Annotated in this window: 9 protein-coding genes; 5 read left to right on the forward strand and 4 right to left on the reverse strand. The window is 65.0% G+C overall.

All coding sequences use genetic code 11. The features are described 5' to 3' along the window. The first annotated feature begins 207 nt into the window (after window positions 1-207). The 5 genes from Q7V45_RS11960 to Q7V45_RS11980 all read left to right on the forward strand — a co-directional run bounded on the left by Q7V45_RS11960 (window position 208) and on the right by Q7V45_RS11980 (window position 10,418). Window positions 208-3,900 carry a vitamin B12-dependent ribonucleotide reductase gene (locus Q7V45_RS11960; RefSeq protein ID WP_304852121.1) on the forward strand — a complete coding sequence of 1,231 codons (3,693 nt, stop codon included), beginning with the start codon at window positions 208-210 and terminating at the stop codon, window positions 3,898-3,900. Window positions 3,901-4,272: 372 nt separating this feature from the next. Further along, window positions 4,273-4,929, forward strand: a complete 657-nt coding sequence (locus Q7V45_RS11965) for a TetR/AcrR family transcriptional regulator (RefSeq protein ID WP_304852124.1) — start codon at window positions 4,273-4,275, stop codon at window positions 4,927-4,929. Then, a complete protein-coding gene (locus tag Q7V45_RS11970; RefSeq protein WP_304852126.1) occupies window positions 4,926-6,059 on the forward strand; it encodes an efflux RND transporter periplasmic adaptor subunit in 1,134 nt (377 codons plus the stop codon). Before Q7V45_RS11965 ends, Q7V45_RS11970 begins: the two co-directional genes overlap by 4 nt. Before the next feature lie 11 nt (window positions 6,060-6,070). Continuing rightward, window positions 6,071-9,184: an efflux RND transporter permease subunit gene (locus Q7V45_RS11975; protein ID WP_304852128.1), complete on the forward strand. Its 3,114-nt coding sequence runs from the start codon at window positions 6,071-6,073 to the stop codon at window positions 9,182-9,184. Between the two features lie 55 nt (window positions 9,185-9,239). Next, window positions 9,240-10,418, forward strand: a complete 1,179-nt coding sequence (locus Q7V45_RS11980; RefSeq protein WP_304852131.1) for a GNAT family N-acetyltransferase — start codon at window positions 9,240-9,242, stop codon at window positions 10,416-10,418. Window positions 10,419-10,422: 4 nt separating this feature from the next. Here the strand turns inward: Q7V45_RS11980 and Q7V45_RS11985 are convergent, their stop codons facing one another. Genes Q7V45_RS11985 through Q7V45_RS12000 form a run of 4 tightly spaced genes read right to left on the reverse strand, consistent with a single transcriptional unit; the run spans window position 10,423 to window position 14,159 of the window. After that, window positions 10,423-10,596 carry a hypothetical protein gene (locus Q7V45_RS11985; RefSeq protein ID WP_304852133.1) on the reverse strand — a complete coding sequence of 58 codons (174 nt, stop codon included), beginning with the start codon at window positions 10,594-10,596 and terminating at the stop codon, window positions 10,423-10,425. Further along, window positions 10,596-12,917, reverse strand: coding sequence for an ATP-dependent Clp protease ATP-binding subunit ClpA (clpA, locus tag Q7V45_RS11990; RefSeq protein WP_304852135.1), 2,322 nt, complete (start codon window positions 12,915-12,917; stop codon window positions 10,596-10,598). Before clpA ends, Q7V45_RS11985 begins: the two co-directional genes overlap by 1 nt. Before the next feature lie 42 nt (window positions 12,918-12,959). After that, window positions 12,960-13,388 carry an ATP-dependent Clp protease adapter ClpS gene (clpS, locus tag Q7V45_RS11995; protein WP_304852137.1) on the reverse strand — a complete coding sequence of 143 codons (429 nt, stop codon included), beginning with the start codon at window positions 13,386-13,388 and terminating at the stop codon, window positions 12,960-12,962. Between the two features lie 51 nt (window positions 13,389-13,439). Beyond that, window positions 13,440-14,159 (reverse strand): hypothetical protein, encoded by a 720-nt coding sequence (locus Q7V45_RS12000; RefSeq protein WP_304852139.1) that lies wholly within the window; start codon window positions 14,157-14,159, stop codon window positions 13,440-13,442. Window positions 14,160-14,186: the final 27 nt, after the last annotated feature.

The raw sequence follows: 14,186 nt of genomic DNA on the forward strand, positions 1-14,186 counted from the left end.
AGTGGCATGTTAAGGATGCGAATCCGCAAACTGTTGCGATCTTGCATCATCTAGTATCATCAACACCCTGGTCTACAAAATATAGTTGCACGCACAAGATTTTGTAATTTACTATCCTCTCGTGCCCATATGTGCGTGTTCGATCTTGTATCGAACGCCCCCCGAGACAGGGACGAAATTCACGGGATCGGGCACGGGGGATCGTCGATGCGCTTCGAGCGTCGGTATACGCAAGTAGGAAAATCGCCATTCGCGGGAGTGGCCTTTCGTGTTGCCGACTCCGAAATCCGCAATCCGGACGGCTCGATCGTTTTCCGGTTGAAGAACATCGACGTACCGGCCGACTGGTCCCAGGTCGCTTCCGACGTCCTCGCCCAGAAGTATTTCCGTCGCGCCGGCGTTCCTGCGCGCATGATCCGCGTCGCCGAAGCCGACATGCCCGAATGGCTATGGCGGTCGATCCCCGACGAGGTCGCTCTGGCCGCAATGCCGGAAGCCGATCGCTTCGGCAGCGAAACCAGCGCACGCCAGGTTTTTCATCGCATGGCCGGCGCGTGGACCTATTGGGGCTGGAAGGGCGGCTACTTCGACAGCGAGGAGGACGCCCGCTCTTTCTACGACGAGCAGTGCTTCATGCTCGCGGCGCAGATCTGCGCGCCGAACTCGCCGCAATGGTTCAATACCGGACTGCACTGGGCGTACGGAATTGACGGCCCCGGACAGGGCCACTGGTTCGTCGATCATCTCGATGGCCGAGCCTATCCGTCTGCCTCTGCCTATGAGCGGCCGCAGCCACACGCCTGCTTCATCCAGAGCGTCGCCGACGATCTGGTGAACGAAGGCGGCATCATGGATCTGTGGATCCGCGAGGCCCGTCTCTTCAAGTACGGCTCCGGCACCGGCTCCAACTTCTCGCGCGTGCGCGGCGAGAACGAGCAGCTCTCCGGCGGCGGTGCGTCATCGGGACTGATGTCGTTCCTCAAGATCGGTGACCGAGCGGCCGGCGCGATCAAATCAGGAGGCACGACGCGTCGCGCAGCGAAGATGGTGACGGTCGACATAGACCATCCTGATATCGAGGATTTCATCTCCTGGAAGATGCTCGAGGAGCAGAAGGTGGCCGCCCTGGTCGCCGGCTCCCGCCTCGCCAGCCGCCATTTGAACGCCGTCATGCAGGCCTGCCTCGAGGGCGGCGAGGACGAAGCCGCGTTCGATCCGCGGCAGAATCCGACGCTGCGGCGCGAGATCGTTGCGGCCCGGCAGGCCGAGCTGCCGGAGAACTACATCCAGCGGGTCATCCAGTTCGCGCGTCAGGGGTATCGGCACATCGAATTCCCGGCGTTCGACACGGATTGGGAATCGGAGGCCTATGCCTCGGTCTCCGGCCAGAACGCCAACAACTCGGTGCGCGTCAGCGATGCGTTCCTGCGCGCGGTCGAGGAAGACCAGCCGTGGGCGCTGACCGCGCGTACGACCGGCAAGGTGACCCGCACGATCGGTGCCCGCCTTCTGTGGGATCAGATCGCCGAGGCCGCCTGGCATTCGGCCGATCCCGGCGTACAGTTCGACACCACGATCAACGACTGGCACACCTGCCCGGCGTCGGGACGCATCAACGCCTCGAATCCGTGCTCGGAGTACATGTTCCTCGACGACACGGCGTGCAATCTCGCCTCGTTGAACCTCATGCGGTTCCGGCGCGAGGACGGCTCGATCGATGTCGACGCGCTGGAGCATGCAAGCCGCTTGTGGACCGTGGTCCTCGAAATCTCAGTGATGATGGCGCAGTACCCGTCGCGCCGCATCGCCGAGCTTTCGTACCGCTACCGCACCTTGGGGCTGGGCTACGCCAATCTCGGCGCCCTTCTGATGGCGTCGGGCCTGGGCTACGACAGCGCCAGGGGCAGGGCCATCGCCGGCGCCGTCACGGCAATCATGACCGGTACTGCCTACGCCACCTCGGCGGAGATGGCGGGCCTGATGGGCGCCTTCCCCGGCTTCGAAGCCAATCGCGAACCCATGCTGCGGGTCATCCGCAACCATCGCCGGACAGCGCACGGTGCGCAGGCCCCCTATGAAAGCCTGTCCATCGCGCCGCAGGCTCTCGACGCGGCCAATTGCAGGGACGGCCGGCTCGTTGCCGCCGCCCGCCGGGCCTGGGACCGCGCGCTGCAACTGGGCGAACAGCATGGCTATCGCAACGCCCAGGTCTCCGTCATCGCCCCCACCGGCACGATCGGGCTGGTGATGGATTGCGACACCACCGGCATCGAGCCCGACTTCGCGCTGGTGAAGTTCAAGAAGCTGGCCGGCGGCGGCTACTTCAAGATCATCAACCAGACCGTCCCGCTGGCACTGCGGACGCTGGGTTACGACGAGGCCGTGATCACGCGCATCGTCGACCATGCCGTGGGCCACGGCTCGCTGGCCGCGGCGCCCGCCATCAACCACGAGAGCCTGTCGGCGCGCGGCTTCGACGCCGCGACCCTGAAGCGGATCGACCAGGCGATCGTCACCGCCTTCGACATCCGCTTCGCCTTCTCCCGCTACACCTTGGGCGACGCTTTCTGCCGCGAGGCGCTCGGCCTCGACGACGAAACGCTGTCCGATCCGAAGCTCGACATCCTCTCGCGCCTCGGCTTCTCGCGCAGTGACATCGCAGCAGCGAACATCCATGCCTGCGGTACGATGAGCGTCGAAGGCGCCCGCGATCTCAGGAGCGAACATCTTTCCGTGTTCGATTGTGCGAATCCCTGTGGACGAGATGGCACACGCTTCTTGTCTGCGGAGAGTCACATACGCATGATGGCTGCAGCACAACCCTTCGTATCGGGCGCCATCTCCAAAACCATCAACATGCCCAACGCAGCGACGGTTGAGGATTGCCGCAAGGCCTATGAGACCTCCTGGAAGCTCGGATTGAAAGCGAACGCCCTCTATCGGGATGGATCCAAACTGTCGCAGCCGCTTTCCGCGATGGCTTTGGGCGACGACGTCGCCGCCAACGACGATCTCGCTGACCTGTCGCCGGCCGCGCGTGTACCGGTCATCGCCGAACGGATCGTGGAGCGCATCGTCGAACGCGAAGTCAGAGCCGGCCGCGAGCGTCTGCCGCAGCGTCGCAAGGGCTACACGCAGAAGGCCGTCGTGGGCGGCCACAAGGTCTATCTGAGGACCGGCGAGTACGAGGATGGCCGTGTCGGCGAGATTTTCGTCGACATGCACAAGGAAGGCGCGGCGTTCCGCAGCCTGATGAACAACTTCGCCATCGCGATCTCGATCGGGCTGCAGTACGGCGTGCCGCTTGAGGAATTCGTCGAGGCCTACACCTTCACTCGCTTCGAGCCGTCCGGCCTGGTGGAGGGCAACGACGCCATCAAGATGTCGACGTCGGTGCTCGACTATATCTTCCGCGAACTCGCGATCTCCTATCTGGGACGCAACGACCTCAGCCACGTCGAGCAGGCGGACCTCCGCCCCGACGGCGTCGGCCGCGGCGAGGTTCAGGGCGAACTGCCCTCGCACGGTACGAATGCCGCCGAGGCGGCAGCCGCTGCGGTGAGCCGCATCGCCAGCGTGGGCTACGTGCGCAGCAATCTTTACGTGATGAATGGCAGGACTGCCGGCAATGCCGCGATCGCCGATGAGGCGTTCGCCGGTGCCGCCCTGCCCAACGGACTGACGGACGGACCAGCCGTCGCTTCGGCGCCCATCGCCAAGGCGGCCGTCGTCAGCGTCGCGCTCGGAGAGGCACCCTCCTCACCCCTGGGACTGGCCGTCGAGGCCAGGCTCAAGGGCTTCGAGGGGGATGCGTGTCCGGAATGCGGCAACTTCACCATGGTCCGCAACGGGACGTGCCTCAAATGCACGACCTGCGGCGGGACCACCGGCTGCAGTTGAGCATGCGTGGCGTAGCGTACCGGCGTACCCCCGGGGCCTCGCGGTTGGGGACCCTATAGCTAACCATAGGAGACAGTTATGGCTGCTAAGAAGAAAGTTGCGAAGAAGAAGGCTGTAAAGAAGAAGAAGCAGTAATTAGGAAAGGGCGGAGGTCAAAGGCGACTTTGACCCCTCTAACAACGCCTTTCGGCTTCCGCGTGGGTGCCCTCTCTCAGGGCCCCACCGGAAGCCCCCTAAATAGAAGACGAGCCTGAAGCCGTTCCGACGCTTTCGTTTGGGAAGCGGGAAGGCGAAACTAGTCAAAGCGTCCGGCGACTTCGGTCTGCCGGACTTTTTTCTTTCCGGCTTGAACCGGGTGCGGTTTCGCCCTACATGCCGGAGATGAATACTGACCGGTCAGTCAATAGCGGTGCGGCCACCTCGACCCGCGTACGGCGGCCAGAGGATCGGGCGTCGGAAATCGCCCGCGCAGCCCTTGAACTCTTCGTCACCCGGGGATTCGCCGCGACCAAGCTCGAGGACGTTGCCAAAGAGGCGTCGGTCAGCAAAGGGCTCCCTTACCTCTACTTCAAGAACAAGGAAGAGCTGTTCAAGGCGGTGATCTCCGAGGCCATTGCCGGCCCTCTGGCGGCGGCCAATGATGTGATCGACCACTTCGAGGGCAGCAGCGAGGAACTCCTCTGCGCGCTGGTCGACGGCTTCCGCGCCTTCGAGGAGACGCCGGCCGGTGGCGTGGTGAAGCTGATCCTGGCCGAGGCCGGCAACTTCCCCGACGTCGCCAAGTTCTACTGCACGCACTTCGACGTGCGAGGCCGCGACCTCTTCATCCGTACCTTGCGCCGCGGCGTAGAGAGCGGCGAATTCCGGCCCCTCCCCGACCTCGAAACCACCGCCATCATCATCCTGCAGCCGCTTGCCATGTTCTCGGTGTGGAAGCGTTCGCTCGCTCCGTTCGACCCCGGAAAAGTCGACGGCGACCAATTCTATACCGCCTATCTCGACTTCGTTCTCAAAGGGCTACGGCCATGAAGACCAGCACCAAGTTCGTCATCGCCATCGTCGGCGCCGCTGTCGTTCTGGGAGGCGGCGCATTTGCGTGGAAGAACGGCAAGGGGACAGCGGCGGCCGGCAACGGCCCGGTCGCCACCAAGGCTGCCGACCGTCCCCTGGAACTGATCCCGGCAGAGGTCCACACGATCAAGCCGCGCGGCCTGGTCGATGTGGTGCGCTTCACCGGCACCACCCAGCCGATCGACCAGACCATCGTGAAGGGCCGCGTTTCCGGCCGCCTGGCCGAGGTGCTCGTCCGCGAAGGTGACCGTGTCACCGAAGGCCAGGTGCTCGCGCGCTTCGAAACGACCGAGTTGCAGGCCAAGATGAACGAGCGGCAGTCCGCCCTCGAGGCCGCGCGGGCCGACGCGCGCTGGACCGCCCGTGACCGCTCAGACAAGGAGACGCTGGCGAACCGCAACATCGTCTCGCAGTCGGCCGCCGACCAGGCGCGCGCGACAGCCGAGAATCGTGCCTCCATGGTGGCCGTTGCGGAGGCCCAGCTCGATGTCGCGCGCAAGAACCTTGCCGATGCCGAGGTCAAAGCGCCCTTCGACGGCGTCGTGGGCGAGCGCATCGCCAATCAGGGCGAGTCGCTGCCGATCGACGGCAAGATCCTCGCCCTTCTCGACACCAGCCACGTCGAGATCGCGGCGCAGATGCCGGCCGCCGACGTCATCCGCATGAAGGTGGGCCAGACAGCCCAGGTCAATCTCGAAGGCTTCGGCGATCGCGTCTTCAGCGGCAAGATCACGCGTATCAGTCCGACCACGCAGCCGGGCTCGCGCTCGATCCCGGTCTATGTCGAGATCGTCGACCGCCACGAGGCGCTGCGCGGCGGCCTGTTCGGTACGGGCACCGTCACCGTGGCGGAGAAGGGTCATGCCCTGGCCGTGCCGTCCTCGGCGATGCGCAAGGACGACCAGGGCGACTACGTGCTGATCGTCGAGAACGGCATACTCGTGCGCAAGCCGGTGGGCGCCGTCCGCACCTGGTCGCGCGGCGAACTGGTCGAGGTTAAGGGTCTGGAATCCGGCATGACCGTGGTCTCCGCCCCCCTGCCCGGCCTGCATGCCGGACAGAAGGTCAAGATCCTCGAGACCCGCTAGGAGACAAGGCCGTGAAGCTCACCCAGATCGCGGTCGACAATCCGGTCTTCGCCACCATGATGATGGTGGCGTTGCTGGTGATGGGCCTGTTCTCCTATCGCCAGCTCGGCATCGACCAGTTCCCCAACGTCGACTTTCCGATCGTCGTGGTCACGACCGACTATCCGGGCGCGTCGCCGGAGACGGTCGAGAGCGAGATCAGCCGCAAGATCGAGGAATCGGTCAACGCCATCGCCGGCCTCAAGACGCTCACCTCGCGCTCCCTCGAGGGCAGGTCGATCGTCATCGCCGAGTTCGAACTGTCGGTCCCCTCCGCCGTCGCCATGCAGGACGTCCGCGAGAAGGTCCAGATGGTCCGGGCCTCCTTCCGGCCGGAGATCAAGGAGCCGCTGATCCAGCGGTTCAATCCCGACGACCAGCCCATCGTCTCGATCGCGGTGCGCTCCGATGTCCGCTCGGTACGCGACCTCACGACCCTCGCCGACCAGATCATCATCAAGCGCCTGCAGACCGTCCGCGACGTCGGTCGCGCCACCATCGCCGGCGGGCTGAAGCGGCAGATCAACATCGAACTCGATCCTGGCCGCATGCACGCGCTCCGCGTCGGCGTGAACGACATCATGCGGGCGATCAAGGACGAGAATCAGAACTTTCCCGCCGGCAACGTCCAGCGCGGCAACGACGATCGCGTGATCGAGGTCACCGGCCGCGTCGTCGATCCGGGCGACTTCGCCGACCTGATCGTGGCCCGCCGCGGCCAGGCGCCCGTCTATCTCCGCCAGGTCGCCACCGTGGTCGACGGCCAGCAGGAGCTGGAAAACGTCGCCACCCTGAACGGCGAACGAGCGCTCGCCATCGACGTCGTGAAGACACAGGGCTCCAATACGATCGAGGTGGCCCGCGGTGTCCGCCGCACCGTTGCCGAGTTGCAGGCCTCCCTGCCCGCCGATGTAAAACTGGAAATCGTGCGAGATAGCTCGCGCGGCATCCAGAATTCGGTCAACAACGTCCAGCAGACCATGGTCGAGGGTGGCCTGCTCACCATCGCCATCGTCTTCCTGTTCCTGCATTCCTGGCGCAGCACCGTGATCACCGGTCTCGCGCTGCCAATCTCGGTGTTCGGCGCCTTCATGGTGATGGCCGCGTTCGGCTTCACCCTGAACGTGCTGACCCTGATGGCGCTCAGCCTGGCGGTCGGCATCCTGATCGACGATGCGATCGTGGTGCGCGAGAACATCATGCGCCATATCGGCTTCGGCAAGACCCACCGCCAGGCCGCGATCGACGGCACCAACGAGATCGGCCTGGCCGTGCTCGCCACCACCTTCTGCATCGTGGCGGTATTCCTGCCCGTCGCCTTCATGGGCGGCATCATCGGCCGCTTCTTCTTCCAGTTCGGCGTCATGGTGTCGGCCGCCGTCCTCATCTCCCTGTTCGTATCCTTCACGCTCGATCCGATGCTGTCGTCGGTCTGGTACGACCCGCAGGCGCATGGTAACGGCCGCTTCGCCCGAATCGTCAACAGCACCCAGGAAAAGGCCAACGGCGTCTATCGAGTCGTGCTCGCCTGGGCGCTGCGCTGGCCCAAGATCACCCTGCTGATCGCGCTCGCGACCTTCGTGGGCAGCTTCGCGCTGCCGAAGTACATCGGCTTCGAATTCGTCCCCCAGGCGGATCTCGGCGAGCAGGTCGTCAGCATCGAGACGCCGGTCGGCTCGTCGCTGGAATACACCGAGGCCAAGATGCGGCAGGTCGATGCCGCGCTGCGCGAGTTTCCCGAGATCGACTACACCTACGGCACGGTCAACACCGGCTACGCCAACGGCAAGAATCAGGCGAGCCTCTATCTCAAGCTGAAGCCGCTGAAGGATCGCAAGCGCTCGCCCGAGCAGCTCGCCCAGCCGATCCGCGAGCGGCTGGCCAGCATCCCGGGTATCCTGGTTTCCATCAACATTCCCGGCGGACCCGGCGGCGGCGTCCAGAAGCAGCTCCAGCTTTCGCTGCAGGGACCCGACACCAACCTGCTCGACACGATCTCGCAGGACGTGATGAAGCGCGCCGCCGGCATCCGCGGCGTGGTCGATCTCGACCGCAACCTCAAGGCCGCCAAGCCGATCCTGTCCGTCCGCCTGCGCCGCGACGCGGCTTCGGATCTCGGCCTGGGAACCGCCGCGGTCGCCCAGTCCCTGCGGCCTCTGTTCGCGGGCGACGAGACCAGCCTGTGGCGGGCGCCCGACGGCGAGAATTACATGGTCATGGTCCGCCTGCCGACCGACGACCGCACCGGCATCGCCGATCTGCACAGGGTCTGGTTCACCGCGGGCACCGAGCCCAACGGCCTGCCGCGCATGGTCCATATCGCGCAGATCGCCGATGTCGTGACCGACGTCGGCGCCTCGCAGATCAACCGCCGCGACCTCAACCGCGAGGTCCAGATCACCGCCAACGTCTACGGCCGCTCGGCCGGCGAGGTTTCGAGCGACCTGCAGCAGATCCTGACCGAGATCAAGCTGCCGCCCGGTTACCGCTTCGTGTTCGGCGGCTCGACCAAGGACATAGCGGAGAGTGCCGCCTATGCCGGCCAGGCGCTCCTGATGGCGGTCATCCTGATCTACCTGATCCTGGCCTCCCAGTTCGGCAGCTTCCTGCAGCCGATCGCCATCATGATGTCGTTGCCGATGTCGCTGATCGGCGTGTTCCTCGGCCTCCTGGTCGCCGGCACGACGCTGAACATCTTCTCGGCGATCGGCTTCATCATGTTGATGGGCCTCGTCACCAAGAACGCCATCCTGCTGGTCGACTTCTTCAATCAGTCCCGCGCCCGCGGCACGCCGGTCAACGAGGCCCTGCTCGAGGCCGGCTCGATCCGGCTGCGCCCCATCCTGATGACCACGCTCGCCATGGTGTTCGGCATGCTGCCGCTGGCGCTCGGCCTCGGCGAAGGCGCCACCCAGCGGGCGCCGATGGCCCACGCCGTGATCGGCGGCCTGATCAGCTCGACGCTGCTCACCCTGGTCGTCGTCCCCGTTGTGCTCGTCTATATCGACCGCCTCAGCCTGTGGGCGACCCGCCGGTTCAGCCGCTCGGCCGACGAGGTGGCGCGCGACCACAAGCCTGCCGAGTAGAATCAGGAGCACCGATTGGCCATCGCGCTGGCACGATTCGCGCTATGCTGGCCTCATGCCGGATGATGCCTCGACTGTCGGTCTGCGCATCGTCGATTCGCTTGCAGCGGTCGACGCCGCCCAGTGGGATGCCTGCGCGCTCGGCCCGGGCTCGGCCGGCAGCCCCTTCCTCAGCTACCGCTTCCTGAAGGCGCTGGAAGACTCGAAGTCGGTGGGCCGGCGCACCGGCTGGCAACCGCAGTATCTGCTGGCCGAATCGGACGATGGAACGCTCCAGGGCGCCGCACCGCTCTACATGAAGAGCCATTCGCAGGGCGAGTATGTGTTCGACCATGGGTGGGCGCAGGCGCTGGAGCGCGCGGGTGGTCGCTACTATCCGAAGCTCCAGGTCGCCGTGCCGTTCACACCGGTCCCGGGGCCACGCCTTTTCGCCCGCCCCGGCCCGATGGCCGACGCCGTGCGCGACGCCCTGATCGACATGCTGGCCAAGATCGCCGACGACAACAACATCAGTTCGGTCCACGCCACCTTCTGCACCGCAGAGGAGTGGAAGCGCTTCGGCGAACGCGGCTGGCTGCTGCGGCTCGGGCAGCAATATCACTGGAGCAATGACGGCTACCGGACCTTCGACGATTTCCTGGGCGCCCTCGCCTCGCGCAAGCGCAAGGCGATCCGCAAGGAGCGCGAGGCCGTGCGGCGCGAAGGCCTCGTCATCCACACGCTGAGCGGGGATGATATCCGGCCCGAGCACTGGGATGCCTTCTTTGCCTTCTACATGGATACCGGCGGCCGCAAGTGGGGCACGCCCTACCTTACGCGGTCCTTCTTCGACATCCTGGGCGCGACCATGGCCGACAAGGTCGTGCTCGTCCTGGCCGAGGCCGATGGCCGGCCGGTCGGCGGTGCCCTCAATCTCAAGGGCGATGACACGCTCTATGGACGCTACTGGGGCTGCCTCGAAAGCCACGCCTTCCTGCATTTCGAGGCCTGCTACTACCAGGCCATCGACTATGCGATCGCCCACGGCCTGGCTCGGGTCGAGGCGGGAGCGCAGGGCGACCACAAGATCCAGCGCGGTTATCTGCCGGTGCCGACCTACTCCGCCCACTGGATCGTCGATCCGAACTTCCGCCGCGCCGTCGACGATTACCTCACGCGCGAGCGGCCCGCGGTGCAACAGGAGATCGACGGGCTGATGCAGTACTCGCCGTTCCGGAAGGAAAACGAGGGCTGACGGCCTACTTGGCCATCAGGACGCCGAAGAAGAATACGACGAAGAAGACGAGCTGCTCGGTGAGCCCGAGCGGAGCCTGCCAACCGATTTTTTCGATGATGAACAGGACCACCCAGAACACCGCGGTGGCGAGCACCGCGGCGCGAAAGGCGATCCAGAGAGGCTTGAAGGCGCTCACTATTCGGCGAGCACCGGTTCCTGGCTGGCCGGCGGCAGCGCGCCGCGCTCAGGCGGCAGGAAGGTGAAGACGAGCTTGCCGGCCTCGCCCGGCGCGTCGACATCGACACGCACGGTGCCGCCGTCCGAGAGCTTGCCGAACAGCACCTCCTCGGCCAGCGGCTTCTTCACGTATTCCTGGATCACGCGGGCGAGCGGACGGGCGCCGAACAGCTTGTCGTAACCCTTCTCCGCCAGCCAGCGGCGCGCCCCGTCGGTCAGCTCGATGAAGACCTTGCGGTCGGCGAGCTGGACCTCGAGTTCAGCCACGAACTTGTCGACGACCTTGCCCATCGACTCCGGTCCGAGACTGGCGAACTTGATGATCGCGTCCAGCCGGTTCCGGAACTCGGGGGCGAACATACGGTTGATCGCCTCGTTGTCCTCGTCGTGCCGCTGCTCGCGACCGAAACCCAGCGCGGGCTTGGCAATGTCGGCCGCGCCGGCATTGGTCGTCATGCAGAGGATGACGTTGCGGAAGTCGACCGTCCGGCCGTTATGGTCGGTCAGCTTGCCGTAATCCATTACCTGCAGCAGGACGTTGAAGACGTCCGGATGCGCCTTCTCGATCTCGTCGAACAGCACCACGCAATGCGGATGCTGGTTCACCTTGTCGGTGAGCAGGCCGCCCTGGTCGAAGCCGACATAGCCCGGCGGAGCGCCGATCAGGCGCGAGACGCTGTGCCGCTCCATGTACTCCGACATGTCGAAGCGGATGACCTCGAGACCGAGCAGGCGCGCGAGCTGGCGCGTCACCTCGGTCTTGCCGACGCCGGTCGGGCCGGCCAGCAGGTAGCTGCCGATCGGCTTCTCCGGCGAACGCAGACCCGCGCGGGCGAGCTTGATCGAGGCGGCGAGCTGGTCGATCGCATGATCCTGGCCGAACACGACCGTCTTGAGATCGCGGTCGATGGTCCGCAGCAGCGCAGTGTCGTCCTTGGACACGGCCTTCGGCGGAATGCGGGCGATCTTGGCCACGATGTCCTCGATGTCGGACACCTCGATCATCGTCTTGCGCTTGTCGGGCGCCACCAGCATCTGGGCCGCGCCGACCTCGTCGATCACGTCGATCGCCTTGTCCGGCAGCTTGCGGTCGTGGATGTAGCGCGCCGACAGCTCGACCGCCGCCTTGATGGCGTCGTCGGTGAAGCTCACGTGATGGTGCTTCTCGTAGACCGGCTTGAGGCCGCGCATGATCTCGACGGCGTCACTGATCGTGGGCTCCGGCACGTCGATCTTCTGGAAGCGGCGGACCAGTGCGCGATCCTTCTCGAAGTAGTTGCGGTATTCCTTGTAGGTCGTCGAGCCGATGCAGCGCAGTTCGCCCGACTGCAACGAGGGCTTCAGCAGGTTCGACGCGTCCATCGAGCCGCCGGAAGTAGCGCCGGCGCCGATGATCGTATGGATTTCGTCGATGAAGAGCACCGAGTTCGGCTTCTTCTTGAGTTCACCCAGGACCGCCTTGAGCCGCTCCTCGAAGTCGCCGCGATAGCGCGTGCCGGCCAGCAGCGCGCCCATGTCGAGCGAGTAGATGATCGCTTCCGTCAGGACCTCCGGCACCTCGCCGTCGACGATCTTACGGGCAAGCCCCTCGGCGATCGCCGTCTTGCCGACACCCGGCTCCCCGACATAGAGCGGGTTGTTCTTGGTACGGCGGCACAGGACCTGGATGGTGCGCTCGACCTCATACTCGCGGCCGATCAGCGGATCGACGCGACCATCCCGGGCCTTCTGGTTGAGATCGACACAGTAGGCCGCCAACGCTTCGTTGCCCTGCTTGGCCGGGTTTTCACCACCGGCCTCCTCCTCGGAGCCGGTGACGCGGCGCGCGCGGGACCGGCCCGGCACCTTCGCCTTGCCGTGGCTGATGTAGTCGACCGCGTCGAGACGCGTCATGCCCTGGTTCTCGAGGAACGAGACGGCGTGACTGTCGCGCTCGGAGAAGAGCGCCACCAGCACGTTGGCGCCGGTCACCTCGTTGCGCCCTGACGACTGCACGTGCACCGCGGCGCGCTGGACGACGCGCTGGAAGCCCGCGGTCGGGAGCGGTTCGCTCGGGTTCTGCGTGATGATGCCCTTGAGGCGATTGTCGACGAAGGTTTCGAGGTCGTGGCGCAGTCGATCGAGATCGACGCCGCACGACTTGAGGACGGGTATTGCGTCGTCGTCCTCCGTCATCGCCAGCAGCAGGTGCTCCAGCGTCGCGTATTCGTGGCGACGTTCACCTGCAAGTCCGAAGGCGCGATGCAGGGACTTCTCGAGGTTCTTGGACAGCATGGACATCGAAACACCTCGACAGGAAAAACGAACTACACTCGGTCGTCGTTACTCTTTCTCCAACGTGCACTGGAGAGGGTGCTGGTTCTTGCGGGCGTAATCCACCGTTTGCGTCACCTTCGTCTCGGCGATTTCGTAGGTATAGACACCACAGACCCCCACGCCCTTCTGATGGACATGGAGCATGACCTCGGTCGCCTCTTCCCGATTCTTCTGGAAGATGTTCTGCAGAACATCGACCACGAATTCCATCGGGGTGTAATCGTCGTTCAGCATCAACACCTTGTACATCGACGGCTTCTTCGTGCGGGTGCGCGTGAGCGTGAGCGCGCCGGTGCGGCCGTCGTCTCCGCCCTCGCCGTCATCTCGACGCGGCGGCTGTTGGGGCGGTCCACCGGGCGGCTGCTGGGGAGGTTCGCCCGCCCCGCCGAGCCGCCATTCGCCTGCGTTGCGCAGAAAGTCCATCGTCGTCGTCACGCTCCAAGAACAATACACATCTGAATTATATAGGTAGCGTTACGGGTTCCGCTACCTCGGCCGAAGACCATCCTTTCCCACGACCAGCATCCAGCGGTCGGCGCGGGCGCGCTGAAGCGGAGCGTTCCAGTCGCGGCGAAATTCCGCTGGCTCCAGCTTGCGGGGCGGATTGACCGGTATCGGCACCTTGTCCCACGAGAACAGCCTGGCAGAGAACTTCACATTCACGAAGCCGTCGGTCGGATAATGATAGGCTTGGAATCCCCAGACGCCATTGCGGCACGAGGCGACCGTCCACCAGAAATCGTTGTCGGGCAGGCGCATTCCGTCCCGCGGCGGGCCAAAGGCGCGGCTCTCTTCCAGCAGCCCGATGAGTTCCCGGGTTTCGTCCACGGTCAGGATGCGTTGGCCGCCCTTCATGCTCCAGGGTGCGAATATGTCCCTCGGGTTCGAGATCAGCATGTTGGTGATGCCCGGCGTGGCATACCCCTGCCCCTCCAGCACGCCGATGTTCAGGCCGGCCACACCGTCTGGCTGAAGGAAGATCTCGTAGGCCCGAACCTGCTCCTCCCAGAGAGCGTTGTAGACAAGCCTGAGACGGCTCCGGCCGCCCGGCACGCAAGCATCCCTGATGTCATTGGCGGCGACGAAGTCGAACCAGTGGAAACTGCGCACGACCGGGAGTTCGACGTTGCGGTCGGGCCGCTGCGCCATCGTGGGCGCCGCCGTGAATACACCCAGGGCTGCCAAGGCCAGCAATAACGCCCTCATCAAGCCTCCCAATGCGAACCAAGCATA

This window comes from Reyranella sp., assembly GCF_030651995.1.
Taxonomy (GTDB): Bacteria; Pseudomonadota; Alphaproteobacteria; order Reyranellales; family Reyranellaceae; genus Reyranella.